This is a genomic window from Streptomyces argenteolus (assembly GCF_042902585.1).
Taxonomy (GTDB): Bacteria; Actinomycetota; Actinomycetes; order Streptomycetales; family Streptomycetaceae; genus Streptomyces; species Streptomyces argenteolus.
Genome location: NZ_JBIBEG010000009.1, coordinates 211,182 through 227,486, shown reverse-complemented (window position 1 = coordinate 227,486; position 16,305 = coordinate 211,182). Strand labels below are relative to the sequence as shown.

Here is a 16,305-nt window from a genome sequence, read left to right as displayed (position 1 = left end):
CAGTGATCGGACGGTCATGGACCGATACCTTCCCACGCCGTGCACGGTCCGGTGGGGAGGACGCCTCCTGAGCGGCCCTCAATCCTTCCTGTCGTCCCACTCCTTGCCGAGCAGCCAGCTGTCGAACGTCCGCAGCACCGCCACGAGCGCCGCACCGAGCCGCCAGTCGTACCCCCGCGCGTGCAGGTGCACCGTGTCGCCCTTCGACCTGAACTCCAGCGGGACCTGGCCGCCCGCACGCCACAGGATGCGGCGCGGCCCGCGTGCCGCGTCCCCGTCACCGCTGAACAGGCTCAGCACGATGATCAACGTCTGCAGAGGGGCCAGCAGCCACCACACGTACCACCAGAAGATCCGGCCCTTGAACCCGACCGCCTCCGGGCCGCCCGCCGGAGTCACCGTCCAGCGGGTGCGCAGACCCCTGCCGCGCAGCGCCTTCTCGCGGACGAGCGTGCCGATGAGCTCGCCGTGCGCCCCGATCACCTGGTAGCGCGCGACACCGCCTCCGGCCGACACGGTCACCAGGGTGGCCAGCCGCTCCTCGCGGTGCTCGTCCGCCCACAACACGAACGAGCGGGTACCGGAGCCCCGCGCCGCCCGGTAGGCGGGTATCCCGCCCGGCGGGAGTTCCCGCTCCACGTACGCCACCACGCGGTCGCCGCCCGCCCCGTCCGAGAGCCGCACCAGATCGCCCACCGGAGCGTGCGTACCGCCCCCGGCCTGCGTCCCGCGGCCCCGGGGAGCGGGCTCCATCCTCAGTACGCTGCTCAACCGTCGCTCTCCTTCGCCGTACCGCACGAGCCTTCGCCGTACACCGCACTGGCTTGAGAGGATCCTCCCGTGGAGTCCCCCGAGCCCTTTCCCGATTTCCCCGAGCCGCCGGCCCGGCCGGAGCCGCCGGCGGGCCGGCGCCCGGTCCGTTGCGCCCTGTGCGGGCGGCCCCTCACCGGGGCCGACTCACGCCGTGCCGGACTCGGCCCCGCCTGCGACGCCAAACTGCACCCGCCGGGGCCGGACATCCGCACCCGCCGTCACGAGGTGGAACAAGACCCGCTCCCGGGCACCTGACCACCCCTATGCCTGGGCGTCGAGCCGGCGGAACAGCCCCTCCTGCACCACGGACACCAGCAGCTGCCCCTGCCGGTCGTAGATCCTGCCCCTGGCGAGACCCCGGCCCCCAGTGGCGATCGGGGACTCCTGGTCGTACAGGAACCACTCGTCCGCCCGGAACGGCCTGTGGAACCACATCGCGTGGTCCAGGGAGGCCATGTCGAAGCCACGCGGCCCCCACAGCGGCTCCACGGGGATCCGGACCGCGTCCAGGAGCGTCATGTCGCTCGCGTACGTCAGCGCGCAGGTGTGCACCAGCGGATCGTCGCCCAGCGGGCCGACCGCGCGCATCCACACCGCGCTGCGCGGGTCCGCGTCCTTGATCTCTTCCTTCGTCCAGCGCAGCCGGTCGACGTAGCGGATGTCGAAGGGCTGACGCCGGGCCATCCGCTCCAGCGCCTCCGGCAGCCCGCCCAGGTGCTCACGCACCTCGTCGGCGACGGTCGGCAGCTCGTCGGGATCAGGCACGACACGGGCCGGCGGGAGCTGGTGCTCGAAGCCTGCCTCCTCCGGCCGGTGGAAGGACGCCGTCAGGTTGAAGATCGTGCGCCCCTGCTGCACGGCCGTGACCCGGCGCGTGGTGAAGGACCGGCCGTCCCGGATCCGCTCCACGTCGTACACGATCGGCACACCCGGCCGCCCGGGCCGCAGGAAGTAGGCGTGCAGCGAATGGACCGGCCGGTCCCCGTCCGTCGTGCGGCCGGCGGCGACCAGTGCCTGGCCGGCGACCTGCCCGCCGAAGACTCTCTGCAGGGATTCCTCCGGGCTGCGGCCCCGGAAGATGTTGACCTCGATCCGCTCCAGGTCGAGCAGGTCGACCAGGCTGTCGGCGGGGTTCGTCATGCGGTTCTTCTCCACTCTCCTGGCCGGTGCGCCGTCACAGCCGGCCCACGGCCGTGACCCGGACGACTGCCCGGCCCTCCTCGTCGGAGGCCGCGAGATCGACCTCCGCACGAATTCCCCAGTCGTGGTCCCCGGCCGGGTCGGCGAAGGCCTGCCACACCCTCCACAGACCGTGCGCGGGGTCCTCGTCGATCTTCAGCAGCTTCGGTCCGCGCGCGTCCGGGCCGGTGCCCAGGTCGTCGTGCGCGTCCCAGTAGTCGTCCATGGCCTCGCCCCAGGCGTCCTCGTCCCAGCCCGCGTCGGCGTCCAGCTCGCCCAGGTCGCGGACCCGGTCCAGGGCGGCGAGCTCCACCCGGCGGAACATCGCGTTCCGCACGAGGACCCGGAAGGCGCGGGCATTGGCCGTGACCGGCTTGACCTCGTCGGCCCGCTCCTGGGCCTGCTCGGCGGTCTCCACATCCGGATTGGCCAGCTGCTCCCACTCGTCCAGCAGGCTGGAGTCCACCTGACGCACCATCTCGCCCAGCCAGGAGATCAGGTCCTCCAGGTCCTCGGACTTCAGGTCGTCGGGGATGGTGTGCTCGAGGGCCTTGTACGCGCTCGCCAGATACCGCAGGACGATGCCCTCGGTGCGGGCCAGCTCGTAGTGGGAGGTGAACTCCGTGAAGGTCATGGCCCGTTCGTACATGTCCCGGATCACCGACTTCGGCGACACCGGGTGGTCGCCGACCCACGGGTGGCTGGTGCGGTACACGTCGTAGGCGTGCCACAGCAGCTCGCTCAGGGGCTTCGGATACGTGACCTCCTGGAGGCGCTCCATCCGCTCCTCGTACTCCACGCCGTCGGCCTTCATCTGCCCGACCGCCTCGCCCCGTGCCTTGTTCTGCTGGGCCGCCAGGATCTGCCGCGGGTCGTCCAGCGTCGACTCGACGACGGAGACCATGTCCAGGGCGTACGAGGGCGACTCGGCGTCCAGCAGCTCGAAGGCGGCCAGCGCGAACGTCGACAGCGGCTGGTTGAGAGCGAAGTCCTGCTGGAGGTCGACCGTCAGCCGTACGATCCGGCCCTCCGCGTCGGGCGTGTCGAGCTGCTCCACGACGCCGCCGTCCAGGAGCGAACGGTAGATCGCGATGGCCCGCCGGATGTGCCGAAGCTGCGCCTTGCGCGGCTCGTGGTTGTCCTCCAGCAGACGCCGCATCGCCTCGAAGGCGTTGCCCGGGCGCGCGATCACCGAGAGCAGCATCGTGTGGGTGACGCGGAAGCGCGAGGTCAGCGGCTCGGGCTCGGACTGGATCAGCTTGTCGAAGGTGGTCTCCGACCAGGCGACGAAGCCCTCCGGAGCCTTCTTGCGGACCACCTTGCGCTTCTTCTTGGGATCGTCGCCCGCCTTCTTGACGGCCTTCTCGTTCTCGATGACGTGCTCGGGAGCCTGGGCGACGACGAAGCCCGCCGTGTCGAACCCGGCCCGGCCGGCCCGGCCGGCGATCTGGTGGAACTCGCGGGCACGCAGCGTGCGGACCCGGGTGCCGTCGTACTTGGTGAGCGCGGTGAACAGCACCGTGCGGATGGGGACGTTGACGCCGACACCCAGCGTGTCCGTCCCGCAGATCACCTTCAGCAGGCCCGCCTGGGCGAGCTTCTCCACGAGACGGCGGTACTTGGGGAGCATGCCCGCGTGGTGCACCCCGATGCCGTGGCGTACGTAGCGGGAAAGGTTCTGGCCGAACTTGGTGGTGAAGCGGAAGCTGCCGATCAGATCGGCGATCTTCTCCTTCTCCTCCTTCGTGCACATGTTGATGCTCATCAGCGACTGCGCCCGCTCCACGGCCGCCGCCTGCGTGAAGTGCACGATGTAGACGGGCGACTGCCGGGTGTCCAGGAGCTCGGTGAGCGTCTCCGTGATGGGGGTCAGCCGGTACTCGTAGCTCAGCGGCACCGGCCGGGTCGCGGAGCGCACCACGGAGGTCGGGCGGCCGGTGCGGCGGGTCAGGTCCTCCTCGAACATCTTGACGTCGCCGAGGGTCGCCGACATCAGGACGAACTGGGCCTGCGGAAGCTCCAGGATCGGGATCTGCCAGGCCCAGCCGCGGTCCGGCTCCGCGTAGAAGTGGAACTCGTCCATCACGACCTGGCCGATGTCGGCGTACTTGCCGTCCCGCAGGGCGATCGACGCGAGCACCTCGGCCGTACAGGCGATGACCGGGGCGTCGGCGTTGACCGAGGCGTCGCCGGTCAGCATGCCGACGTTCTCCGTACCGAAGAGTTTGCAGAGGTCGAAGAACTTCTCCGACACCAGCGCCTTGATCGGAGCGGTGTAGAACGTGACCTTGTCCTGCGCCAGTGCCGTGAAGTGCGCACCCGCTGCCACCAGGCTCTTCCCGGAGCCCGTGGGGGTGGAGAGGATCACGTTCGCCCCGGAGACCACCTCGATCAGCGCCTCCTCCTGAGCCGGATAGAGGGTGATGCCCTGCGATTCGGTCCATGACGAGAAGGCCTCGAAGAGGGCGTCCGGGTCGGCGGTCGGGGGCAGCTGATCGATAAGGGTCACGCCCCCATCTTGCCTGCCTCCCGCCCGGATGAGGGAACCGGAGGACCGGAGGAAGATCACGGACGATACGCTGCCCACTCAACTCGGCCGTCGCGCACAGGCGATGTGGCCGGATCACGATGGGGGCGGGAACAGTCATGATGGGACCGGCACACTCTCTGTCAGGGGCGGCGGCCTGGCTGGGGGTGGGCGCCGCGGCTGCCGCCGCAGGCCACACCATGCCCTGGCCGGTCCTGGTCGTCGGGGCCCTGATCACCGCCGGTGCCGCGCTGGCCCCCGACCTGGACCACAAGTCGGCCACCATCTCGCGCGCGTTCGGACCGGTCTCCAAGGCGCTCTGCGAGATCGTCGACAAGCTCTCCTACGCCGTCTACAAGGCGACCAAGGGAGCCGGCGACCCGCGCAGGACCGGCGGCCACCGCACCCTCACCCACACCTGGCTGTGGGCGGTGCTGGTGGGCGCGGGCTGCTCGGTGGCGGCGATCACCGGCGGGCGGTGGGCGGTCCTGGCCATCCTGTTCGTCCACCTCGTGCTCGCCGTCGAAGGACTGCTGTGGCGGGCGGCCCGCGTCTCCAGCGACGTCCTGGTCTGGCTGCTCGGCGCGACCAGCGCGTGGATCCTGGCCGGCGTACTGGACCAGCCCGGCAACGGTTCCGGCTGGCTGTTCGACGCGCCCGGCCAGGAGTACATGTGGCTCGGACTGCCCATCGTCCTCGGCGCCCTCGTCCACGACATCGGTGACGCGCTCACGGTCTCAGGCTGCCCGATCCTGTGGCCCATACCGATGGGCCGCAAGCGCTGGTACCCCCTCGGGCCGCCGAAGTTCATGCGCTTCCGGGCCGGCAGCTGGGTCGAGATCAAGGTGTTGATGCCCGCCTTCATGATCCTCGGGGGAGTGGGCGCCGCAGCCGCCCTCAACGTGATCTGACATCCCTCGCACCGTCCGGGGGGCGGCGAGCCGCCCGACGTAGCACCATGGCCGCATGCTGCTCGCCAGGCTCGCCCACGTGTCCCTGGAGGTCGCCGCCACCTCGGCGCGGACCCGGAAGACCGCCCTGCTGGCCGGGCTCTTCCGGGACGCAGGGCCCGACGACGTCCCGGTCGTCATCCCGTATCTCGCCGGCCGCCTGCCACAGGGGCGGCTCGGGATCGGATGGAGCAGCCTGCGCGTCCCGGTCACTCCCGCCGACGAGCCCACCCTGACCGTGGCGGAGACGAACGCGGAACTGACGGCGATCGGCGCTCTCACCGGCCCCGGTTCGCAGGCCGCGCGCAAGGAGCGGCTGGTGCGGCTGCTCGGCGCCGCCACCGCGGACGAGCAGTACTTCCTGCGGGGGCTGCTCACCGGAGAAGTGCGCCAGGGAGCGCTGGACGCCCTCGCCGTCGACGCCCTGGCGGACGCCGCCGGGGCGCCACGGCCCGAAGTGCGGCGCGCTGTCATGCTCGCCGGCTCGCTGGGGCCCGTCGCCCGTGCCCTGCTCGCGGAGGGGCCCGGGGCTCTCGCCTCCTTCCGGCTCACCGTCGGCCGTCCGGTCCAGCCCATGCTCGCCCACACAGCCCGCTCGGTCGCCGAAGCGATCGACCGGCTCGGCGGGCCCTGCGCCGTCGAGGAGAAGCTGGACGGCATCCGCGTCCAGGTGCACCGGGACGGACCGCGGGTGCGCGTCTACACCCGCACGCTCGACGACATCACCGACCGGCTCCCCGAACTGGCCGCGGCGGTGACGGGCTTTCCCGACGAACGGTTCATCCTCGACGGCGAGGTCATCGCCCTGGGGCCCGACGGGAGGCCCAGGCCGTTCCAGGAGACCGCCGGACGGGTGGGGTCCCGGCGCGACGTCGCCACGGCGGCGGACGCCGTCCCCGTGGTCCCGGTCTTCTTCGACGCGCTGTACGCGGACGGACGCGACCTCCTGGACCTCCCCTTCGCCGAACGCCACCGGGAGCTGGCCCAGCTGGTCCCGGAGCCGATGCGCGTGCGCCGCCTCGTCGTGGACGACCCCGGGGACGAGAGCGGGCGGGCGGCCGCGGTGGCGTTCTCCGAGGAGACCCTGGCCCGTGGCCACGAGGGTGTCGTGATCAAGGGCACCGAGGCGCCCTACAGCGCAGGCCGGCGCGGGGCCTCCTGGCTGAAGGTGAAACCCGTGCACACCCTGGACCTCGTGGTCCTGGCCGCAGAGTGGGGCCACGGCAGACGCACCGGGCGGCTCTCCAACCTGCATCTGGGGGCGCGCAGGGACGACGGCACGTTCGCCATGCTGGGCAAGACCTTCAAAGGGCTCACGGACACCCTGCTCGCCTGGCAGACCGAACGCCTCAGGGAGCTGGCCACCGCGGACGACGGACACGTGGTGACGGTGCGCCCGGAGCTGGTCGTGGAGATCGCCTATGACGGCCTCCAGAGCTCGACCCGCTACCCCGAGGGCGTCACCCTGCGGTTCGCCCGTGTCCTGCGCTATCGCGAGGACAAGAGCGCCGAGGAGGCGGACACGGTCGAGACGGTGCTCTCCCGACGGGTATGAGGCCGGTCCGCGTCGTGCATGACGCGGCCCCCGGGTGCGCGTGCGGTCGTCGCCGGGCCGACCGGTTCCCCGCCGGGCACGGCCCTGATCCTCGCCGGTGAGGCTCCGTCACGCCAGGCACGCCTCCGGCCCCCTCCCGTCGCGGCCGGAGGCCGGGGGAGAGGGCCGGAGGAGCGGGCACGGCCCGGTCTCAGCCGCGGGACTCGATCCCCGCGGTGTGCGCGTGGAGTTCGTCCGGCGACAGATAGGCGTCCGTGTACTCGAAGTCGCGCAGGGTCGCCTGCTTGCGGGCCTGGAAGCCCGTGCGGACGAAGTCGTCCCCGGCGATCGCGTTCAGCAGCCAGTTGGTCATGACCCTGGTCTTGGCGACGTTGGTACGCAGCGCCGCCCAGTGGTAGCCGCGCGCCGCGGCCTGGGCCGGCAGCCCCTTCAGCTCGATGCCCAGCGGCTTGGACACGGCGTCCCGTCCGCCGAGGTCCACGACGAGACCGAGGTCCTTGTGGACGTACGGACGCAGCGGGCGGCCCCGCAGCCGCGCGATGATGTTGTCCGCCAGTGCCCGGCCCTGGCGCATGGCGTGCTGCGCGGTGGGCGGGCAGATCGCCCCGTCGCCCTTGGCCAGATCGGGCACGGCTGCCGCGTCGCCGAGTGCGAACACGCTGTCGACGCCGGGCAGCGTCATCTCGGGGGTCACCGCGAGCCGCCCGCGTACGGTTTCTGCCCCCAGCGTGGCGACGAGCGGACTCGCGGCGACTCCGGCGGTCCAGATCAGCGTCCGGCAGGGCAGCACACGGCCGTCCGTGAACGTCACCTTGTCCGGGCCCGCCTCGGCCACCGAGACACCCAGGGAGACCTCGATGCCGCGCTTGCGCAGGATCTCGAGGGCGCTCCTGCCGAGCTTGTCACCCAGTTCCGGCATGAGCTTGGGCGCGATGTCGATCAGGTGCCACTTGATCAGCTTGGGGTCCAGCCTGGGGTAGTGCTTGACGGCGTTGGTCGTCAGCAACTGCAGGCAGGCGGCCGTCTCCGTACCGGCGTACCCACCGCCCACCACCACGAACTGCAGCCGGGACGCCCGCTCCTCGTCGTCATGACTCGCGTCGGCGAGATCCAGCTGCGAGATGACGTGGTCCCGGATGTAGGCCGCCTCGGCCAGGGTCTTCATACCCCGGGCGTTCTCGACCAGGCCCGGGATGTCGAAGGTCCGCGTGACACTTCCGGCGGCCAGCACGATGTAGTCGTACGGCTCGTTCACGATCTCGTCCGTGATCTTGCGGACCACACAGACCTTCGCCTTCGTGTCCACCCCGATGGCCCCGCCCGGCACGATCCGGGTGCGGTGACGGCGGCTTCGGCGCAGGGAGACGGCGACCGACTGGGGTGTGAGCACCCCCGAGGCGACCTGAGGCAGCAGCGGCAGGTAGAGCTGGTAGGAGAACGGGGTGACGAGCGCGATGTCCGCCTCACCGGGGGTGAGGCTGCGTTCCAGCCGGCGCACGCACTCGACCCCGGCAAAGCCGGCGCCGACAACGAGAATCCTGGGTCGTGCCACGGTGTGCGTCCCTTCTCGGGTTTACGCGGTCATCGCTCGCCTGCCCCGTATCCGGGGCCAGTCACCCCTCATCCTCACCGGACGCGACGGACTTCGCCTCTTGTGCGGCGGTCGCCGCCACCTGACCGGGCCCCCGGCACCGGCCCGCCACAGCAGCACCCGGCCCGGCCGCACGTCCGCCCCGCCGCACGTCCGGGACCGGCCACGGCCGGCGTCGCCCGGTGGGACGTGGCATCCGGCGTACAGTCGCTCGGTCGCCTGTCCGGGCAAGGATCCGCGGCGCGGGTTCCCCGTGGCCGGATGCTGGACCTGTTCGTAGGGGAATCCGCCCCGTTCACGCCGGCCCCTCGCCGCCACCGGGGCCGGTGCCCACCGTGCCCCGGTGGGCCCCTGGTGTGCCCGGCGCCCGGTGCTCAGCCGTGCCAGGAGCGCCACAGCGCCGCGTACGCGCCGTCCGCGGCCACCAGCTCGTCGTGGCTGCCCAGTTCGCTGATCCGCCCGTCCTCGACGACAGCGATCACATCGGCGTCGTGAGCGGTGTGCAGGCGGTGGGCGATGGCCACGACCGTACGGCCGTCCAGCACCCGCGCCAGCGAACGCTCCAGGTGGCGGGCCGCCCGTGGGTCGAGCAACGAGGTCGCCTCGTCCAGCACCAGCGTGTGCGGATCCGCCAGGACCAGACGGGCCAGGGCGATCTGCTGCGCCTGTGCCGGGGTGAGGGCCAGGCCACCCGAGCCGACCTCGGTCTCCAGCCCTGCGTCGAGGGCCTTCGCCCAGCCGTCCGCGTCCACCGCGGCGAGGGACGCCCAGAGCTCCGCGTCCCCGGCATCCGTACGGGCCAGCAGGAGGTTGTCCCGGAGCGAGCCCACGAACACGTGATGCTCCTGGTTGACGAGGGCCACATGGGTGCGCACCCGCTCCGCCGGCATCCGCGACAGCTCGGCACCACCCAGGGTGACCGAACCCGACCGCGGAGCGTAGATGCCCGCCAGCAGTCTCCCCAGGGTGGACTTGCCCGCACCGGACGGGCCGACCAGGGCCAGCCGCGTCCCCGGGGCCACGTCCAGCGACACCTCGTGCAGGACGTCCACCCCGGCCCGGTAGCCGAAGCGCACGTCGTCGGCGCGTACCTCGCGGCCGTCCGGCCCGATCAGGCCGTCGCCCGGCTCGGGCTCGATCTCCCGTACGCCGACGAGCCTCGCCAACGAGACCTGCGCGACCTGGAGTTCGTCGTACCAGCGGAGGATCAGGCCGATCGGGTCCACCATCATCTGCGCCAGGAGCGCCCCCGTCGTCAGCTGCCCGACGGTGATCCAGTCCTCCAGCACGAACCAGCCGCCGAGCAGCAGAACCGCGCCGAGGATCGTCACGTAGGTGGTGTTGATGACGGGGAAGAGCACCGAGCGCAGGAAGAGGGTGTACCGCTCCCACGCGGTCCACTGCTCGACCCGGCGGTCCGACAGAGCGACCCGGCGGTCACCCAGACGGTGGGCCTCGACGGTCCGCCCGGCGTCCACCGTCTCGGCGAGGACCGCGGCGACCGCCGCGTAGCCCGCCGCCTCCGAGCGGTAGGCCGAGGGCGCACGCCGGAAGTACCAGCGGCAGCCCACGATCAGCACCGGCAGCGCGATCAGCGCGGCGAGCGCCAGGGGAGGGGCGGTGACGGTGAGCGCCCCGAGGAGCAGCCCGGCCCAGACCACGCCGATCGCCAGCTGTGGCACGGCCTCACGCATGGCGTTGGCGAGCCGGTCGATGTCCGTGGTGATCCTGGACAGCAGGTCCCCGGTACCGGCCCGTTCCAGGACGCCGGGCGGCAGCCCGACCGACCGTACGAGGAAGTCCTCGCGCAGATCGGCGAGCATCTCCTCGCCGAGCATGGCTCCGCGCAGCCGCATGGTCCGCGTGAACACGGTCTGGACGACCAGCGCCACGGCGAACACGGCGGCGGTACGCTCCAGATGGAGGTCGGTGACCCCGGCGGAGAGGTCCTCGACCAGTCCGCCCAGCAGATAGGGGCCGGTGATCGACGCGATCACGGCGACCGCGTTGACCGCGACGAGCACCGCGAACGGCCTGCGGTGGCGACGCAGCAGACCGCGCACATAGGTCCGTACGGTCGTCGGCGTACCGACGGGCAGGGTCGTCGCCGACTCCGGGGCCGCCGGGTCGTACGCCGGGTGTGCCAGGCCGATCATGCTCTCTCCTCGATTTCCTCGATCGTCCGGGCCGGCGGCAGCCTGTCGGCCGCGGCAAGGCCGTCCGCCGCCGAGCTCCCGTCGTCGCTGTCACGGGTCACGACCGCCCGGTAACGCGGTTCGTCCCGCAGCAGTTCGCGATGGGAGCCCGCCGCCACGACCGTGCCGCCATGGACGAGCACCACGCGGTCGGCGAGGTCCAGCAGCAACGGGGACGAGGCGAACGCCACCGTCGTACGGCCGCGACGGAGCCGCTGGACACCGGCGGCGACCCTGGCCTCCGTGTGCGAGTCGACGGCCGAGGTCGGCTCGTCGAGCACCAGCGCCTCCGGGTCGGTGACCAGCGAACGGGCCAGCGCGAGCCGTTGCCGCTGGCCGCCGGACAGGGACCTGCCGCGTTCGGTGATCCGGGTGTTCATCGGATCGCCGTCCACCTCGACGGACGCCTGGGCCAACGCGTCCAGCACGTCACCGCACTGGGCGGCGTCCAGTGCCTCCTCGGCCGTGACACCGCCCGACGACGGCACCTCCAGCAGCTCCCGCAGTGTCCCCGAGAGCAGTACGGGATCCTTGTCCTGCACCAGCACCGCCGTGCGCGCGGTGCCGAGCGGCAGTTCGTCCAGAGCCACACCGCCCAGCAGCACCGACGGGAGGGGCGCCGACGCGTCCCCGGGCTCGGCGTGGCCGCCCAGCCGTTCCGCGAGCCGGCCCGCCTCGTCGGGATCTCCGCAGACCACGGCGGTGAACCGGCCCTGCGGCGCCATGAGCCCGGTCACCGGGTCGTAGAGGTCGCCCTGAGGCCTGACGGCGTCGAGCGTCGACGGGCCGGCGGTGCGCCGCAGCGACAGCACCCGCACGGCGCGCTGCGCCGAGGGGCGGGAGAAGGAGTACGCCATGGCGATCTCCTCCACGTTGCGCAGCGGGAAGAGCATCAGCGTCGCCGCGCTGTAGACCGTGACCAGCTGACCGATCTCGATACGGCCGTCGCGGGCGAGCGTCGCCCCGTACCAGACCAGCGAGATCAGCAGGAGTCCCGGCAGCAGCACCTGGATCGCCGAGATGAGGGCCCACATCCGCGCGCTGCGGACGGCGGCCCTGCGCACCTCCTGCGAGGCGCGGCGGTAGCGGGCGAGGAAGAGCTCCTCCCCGCCGATCCCGCGCAGGACCCGCAGTCCCGCGACGGTGTCGGAGGCCAGTTCGGTGGCGCGGCCCGCCTTCTCCCGCTGGAGGTCCGCCCGGCGGGTGGCCCGGGGGAGGAGAGGCAGAACGGCCAGCGCCAGCACCGGGGTCGCGACGGCGACCAGCACACCGAGCGAGGGCAGGTAGATCACCAGCCCGACGCAGATCAGCACGAGCGCGGTCGCGGCGGCGGCGAAGCGGGACAGGGCCTCGACGAACCAGCCGATCTTCTCGACATCACCTGTGGAGACGGATACCACTTCACCCGCCGCCACCCGGCGGGTCAGCGCCGAGCCCAGTTCGGCGGTCCTGCGGGCCAGCAACTGCTGGACGCGTGCCGCCGCGGTGATCCAGTTGGTGACGGCCGTGCGGTGGAGCATCGTGTCGCCCACGGCGATGAGGACACCGAGGAGGACGAGGAGGACACCGGCCCGCGCCAGGTCCTGCCCGGAACGGTCGATGACGGCCTGCACGGCCAGTCCGACGGCGAGCGGAAGACCGGCGATCGCACAGTGGTGGAGCAGTCCCCACGCGAGGGACTTGAGCTGACCGGTGAGCTGGCTGCGGCCGAGCCAGACCAGGAAACGGGGACCCGAACGGACGTCGGGATCGCCGGGATCCGAGTACGGAAGATCGCGAATCTGCATGACAACCCAAGGATCGGACGGCGGAGATCGCGTGCGGATCTCGTGGAACAGGAGATCCCGACGGACCTCGTGGAGCGGGAGATCCCTCCACGACGGACCTCGCGGAGCCGTGGGGGGACCAAACCGTGCAAGGTTCGCGTCCCGCCCCCCTCGGAGGCAACCGATTTATTAGCCGCCGACCGGCTCAGAGGACAGGCCGGGTCGCCCGCTCCAGTTCGATGAGTGCCGAGCGGTAGCGGTGGCCCGTCGCCCGGTCCATCCCGATCTCGCACGTCCGGTTCGCCGAGAGATACGTGTCGTACGCACGGGCGTTGACCTCCGCTGCCTCCCTGGCCGTGGCGCTGTCCGGGAGTTCCTTGTGCAGCAGTCCACGGTCGCCCGCGAATCCGCAGCAGCCGGCGTCGTCCGGGACGACGACCTCGTCGGCGCAGGCCTCGGCGACCGTACGCAACTGGGCGACGTCACCCAGATGCTCCATCGAGCAGGTGGGGTGCAGTACGGCGGATCCGGTCCTGCGGAACACCGTGAGGTGGGGGAGGAGTTCCTCGGCTGCCCAGACGAGCGAGTCGACGATTCTCAGCTCGCTGTGCAGCGCGCGGTTGTCCTCGGTGAGGTACGGCACCACCTCGCGGGCGAGGCCCAGCGTGCAGGAGGAGGCGTCGACGACCAGCGGGAGCACGCCGCCCGCGGTCCAGCCCCAGGCGGCCTCCACGATGCGGTTCGCCATGACCGCGTTGCCGATGTCGTACCCCTTGGAGTGCCAGATCGTCGCACAGCAGGTCCCCGCGACATCCTCGGGAATCCAGACAGGCCTGGCCGCTCGCGCGGACAGGGAGACGACCGCGTCGGCGAGCGACAGCGCTCCCGCGTCGGGGGGCCCGGCGAAGATGCGGTTCACACAGGCCGGGTAGTAGACGGCGTCGGCCCCCGCCCGCGAGGTGGGCGGCAGGGCGCGGGAGGCGGCCCCGGGCATCTCGGGAAGCCATTCCGGCACCAGGTCCGGACGCACCGCCTTGCGGGCGAGCCGGGTCAGGGACGCCGGCAGACGGTCCCCGGTCCGCCGGGAGACGGCGTCGGCCACGCCGAGCGCGATCCGTGCCGTGGCCTCGACGGCCTTGAAGTGCCGGGCCGCCAGCGCCGCCACCCGCTCCTCCCGGGGGGAGTGGCGCAGATGGCGGAAGCTCTTCATCAGTGCCCCGGTGTCGATGCCGACCGGACAGGCGAGCTTGCAGGTGGAATCCCCGGCGCAGGTGTCCACCGCGTCGTAGCCGTACGAGTCGAGGAGGTCGGTCTCCACCGGGGAGCCGCCGGGCTGCCGCATCATCTCCCGCCGCAGCACGATGCGTTGCCGAGGAGTGGTGGTCAGGTCCTCGCTGGGGCACGTCGGCTCGCAGAAGCCGCACTCGATGCACGGGTCCGCGACCGGCTCGACCTTGGGGATCGTCTTGAGCCCGCGCAGATGCGCCAGCGGATCGCGGTCGAGGACGATGCGGGGTGCCAGCACGCCGTCGGGGTCGATCGCCTGCTTCGTGCGCCACATGAGAGCCGTCGCCCGGGCGCCCCACTCCCGTTCCAGGAACGGCGCGATGTTGCGGCCGGTGGCGTGCTCCGCCTTGAGGGACCCGTCGAAGCGGTCGACGACCAGCGTGCAGAACTCGTCCATGAAGGCCGCGTAGCGCTCCACGTCGGAGGGCTTCGCGGCGTCGAAGGCGAGCAGGAAGTGCAGGTTGCCGTGGGCGGCATGACCCGCGACGGCGGCGTCGAAGCCATGGACGGCCTGGAGGGCGAGCAGTGCTTCGCAGGCTTCGGAGAGACGGGACGGCGGGACGGCGAAGTCCTCCGTGATGAGTGTGGTCCCCGAGGGCCGGGAGCCGCCGACGGCCGTGACGAACGCCTTGCGCGCCTTCCAGTACCCCGAGACGGTGGCCGCGTCCCGGGTGAACTCGTTGGTCACCGAGACGGCCGGTGTCACCAGGTCGAGTTCCGCCACGACGGATGCCGCGGCCCGCTCGCGGTCCGTCAGGGTGCTCTCGTCGGGCGCGCGGAACTCCACGAGGAGCGCCGTCGTCCCCTCCGGCAGCCCCGCCCAGTCCGCCGGGACCCCTTGGACGCGCACCGAGGCGCGCAGGGTGTTGCCGTCCATCAGCTCGACGGCGACGGCGCCCGCCTCGTTGAACAGGGGAACCGCCGCCGCCGCTGCCGGGAGTGAGGGGAAGAACAGGAGCGCGGAGGAGATGAGACGCTCCAGGGGCAGGGTGTCGAAGACGACCTCGGAGATGAAGCCGAAGGTGCCCTCGGAGCCGACCATGAGCCCCCGCAGGATCTCGACGGGCGTCGATCCGTCGAGGAACGCGTCGAGGCGGTAGCCGTTGGTGTTCTTGATCTCGTACTTGGCGCGGATCCTGGCGGTGAGCGGCTCGTCGGCCTCGATGTCCGCCTTGATGGCCAGCAGCTCGTCGCACAGGCGGGGCTCCGCGTGGCGCAGCAGTTCGTCGGCCTCGGCCTCGCCCGTGTCCACCACGGTGCCGCTGGGCAGGACGAACGTCAGGGAGGAGACCGTGCGGTACGAATTGCGGGTGGTGCCCGCGGTCATCCCGGAGGCGTTGTTCGCGACGACGCCGCCCACGGTGCAGGCGATGGCGCTGGCGGGATCGGGGCCCAGGATCCTGCCGTGCCGGGCGAGCGCGGCATTGGCCCGCATCACGGTGGTCCCGGGGCGGATCCGCGCCCTGGCGCCGCCGTCCAGCACCTCGATCCCCCTCCAGTGGTGGCGTACGTCGACGAGGATGTCCTCGCCCTGTGCCTGACCGTTGAGGCTGGTGCCGGCGGCCCGGAAGACGACATCACGCCCGTTGCCGTGCGCGTACGAAAGAATGGCCGAGATGTCGTCCAGGTCCTCGGGGACCAGCACGACCTGGGGGAGGAAGCGGTACGGGCTGGCATCGGAGGCGTACCGCACGAGGTCGGAGACCTTCCACAGCACCTTCTCCGGACCGAGCAGGGCGGTCAGGGCGGCGCGCAGCTCGGCAGGGGTCCCGGACGCTTTCCGGTCGGGCACCCGATCGGGGGACGGGGCCCGCGCCGTGCGGGGGCGCAGGGCTTCGGGCTTCGGCTCCAGCAGCGGCATGTCAGGGTCCCCTCGACGACGCGGTGCGGTGGCCGCACCGCATGCCTCAGCAGCGGCGGCGCTCCGGCATCCCGTCGACCAGAGCGGTCAGCAGCCCGCCGAGCACCTCGCGCTGATCGGCGGTCAGTGGAGCCAGGATCTCCTCCGCGGCGGCCTTGCGCGCGTCGCGCATCGAACGGAGTACGGCGCGGCCCTCCTCGGTGATCTCGATCCGGATCACCCGGCGGTTGGTCGGGTCCGGGGCGCGCCGCACCCGGCCGGCGGCCTCCAGGCCGTCCACGAGGGTGGTCACCGCACGGGGGACGACGTCCAGCCGCTCGGCGAGATCGGCCATCCGGGGCGGGCCGTCGTAGTGCGCCGTCGTGCGCAGGAGGCGGAACTGCGCCGGAGTGATGCCGATCGGCTCCAGCTGACGGCTCTGGATGCGCTGGAGACGGCGCGTGAGCCGCAGCAGCTGTTCGGCGAGCATGCCGTCGGAGTCGGGGGTGTCCATGAGGGAACATTATCAGGACCTGGTTCATTGTGAATAGAGGTAACAATGAGCTAGGCTCTCCGAAGTCGGCTCACATGTCAGCTCCCGG

At 71.8% G+C, this 16,305-nt stretch carries 11 protein-coding genes; 3 read left to right on the top strand and 8 right to left on the bottom strand.

What is annotated here, in order from left to right; all coding sequences use genetic code 11:
* Positions 1–78: 78 nt before the first annotated feature.
* A complete protein-coding gene (locus ACFY8O_RS28045) occupies positions 79–771 on the bottom strand; it encodes a hypothetical protein (RefSeq protein ID WP_387907104.1) in 693 nt (230 codons plus the stop codon).
* A 69-nt stretch (positions 772–840) separates the two neighbouring features.
* Between ACFY8O_RS28045 and ACFY8O_RS28040 the strand changes: the two genes are divergently transcribed.
* Entirely contained in the window at positions 841–1,068 is a 228-nt protein-coding gene (locus tag ACFY8O_RS28040) for a DUF6011 domain-containing protein (protein WP_387907101.1), read from the top strand.
* 6 nt (positions 1,069–1,074) lie between these two features.
* On the opposite strand, the gene ACFY8O_RS28035 is transcribed toward ACFY8O_RS28040, so the two are convergent.
* Positions 1,075–1,953: an acyl-CoA thioesterase gene (locus tag ACFY8O_RS28035; RefSeq protein WP_387907098.1), complete on the bottom strand. Its 879-nt coding sequence runs from the start codon at positions 1,951–1,953 to the stop codon at positions 1,075–1,077.
* Between the two features lie 34 nt (positions 1,954–1,987).
* Complete coding sequence (locus tag ACFY8O_RS28030) at positions 1,988–4,501, bottom strand: DEAD/DEAH box helicase (RefSeq protein ID WP_387907095.1); 2,514 nt, start codon at positions 4,499–4,501, stop codon at positions 1,988–1,990.
* Positions 4,502–4,638: 137 nt separating this feature from the next.
* Between ACFY8O_RS28030 and ACFY8O_RS28025 the strand changes: the two genes are divergently transcribed.
* The gene (locus ACFY8O_RS28025; protein ID WP_145811539.1) at positions 4,639–5,430 is read left to right on the top strand and encodes a metal-dependent hydrolase; all 792 of its coding nucleotides are present in this window, start codon (positions 4,639–4,641) and stop codon (positions 5,428–5,430) included.
* A 55-nt stretch (positions 5,431–5,485) separates the two neighbouring features.
* Positions 5,486–7,024 (top strand): ATP-dependent DNA ligase, encoded by a 1,539-nt coding sequence (locus ACFY8O_RS28020; protein WP_387907092.1) that lies wholly within the window; start codon positions 5,486–5,488, stop codon positions 7,022–7,024.
* Positions 7,025–7,214: 190 nt separating this feature from the next.
* Here the strand turns inward: ACFY8O_RS28020 and ACFY8O_RS28015 are convergent, their stop codons facing one another.
* From ACFY8O_RS28015 to ACFY8O_RS27995, 5 genes are all read right to left on the bottom strand, one after another.
* Positions 7,215–8,576 (bottom strand): NAD(P)/FAD-dependent oxidoreductase, encoded by a 1,362-nt coding sequence (locus ACFY8O_RS28015; protein ID WP_387907089.1) that lies wholly within the window; start codon positions 8,574–8,576, stop codon positions 7,215–7,217.
* A 413-nt stretch (positions 8,577–8,989) separates the two neighbouring features.
* Positions 8,990–10,771: an ABC transporter ATP-binding protein gene (locus tag ACFY8O_RS28010; RefSeq protein ID WP_387907087.1), complete on the bottom strand. Its 1,782-nt coding sequence runs from the start codon at positions 10,769–10,771 to the stop codon at positions 8,990–8,992.
* Positions 10,768–12,597 (bottom strand): ABC transporter transmembrane domain-containing protein, encoded by a 1,830-nt coding sequence (locus ACFY8O_RS28005; RefSeq protein WP_145811532.1) that lies wholly within the window; start codon positions 12,595–12,597, stop codon positions 10,768–10,770. Before ACFY8O_RS28005 ends, ACFY8O_RS28010 begins: the two co-directional genes overlap by 4 nt.
* A gap of 184 nt (positions 12,598–12,781) precedes the next feature.
* The gene (locus ACFY8O_RS28000) at positions 12,782–15,724 is read right to left on the bottom strand and encodes an FAD-binding and (Fe-S)-binding domain-containing protein (RefSeq protein WP_387907083.1); all 2,943 of its coding nucleotides are present in this window, start codon (positions 15,722–15,724) and stop codon (positions 12,782–12,784) included.
* Positions 15,725–15,770: 46 nt separating this feature from the next.
* Positions 15,771–16,217 (bottom strand): MarR family winged helix-turn-helix transcriptional regulator, encoded by a 447-nt coding sequence (locus ACFY8O_RS27995; protein WP_145811528.1) that lies wholly within the window; start codon positions 16,215–16,217, stop codon positions 15,771–15,773.
* Positions 16,218–16,305 lie beyond the last annotated feature (88 nt).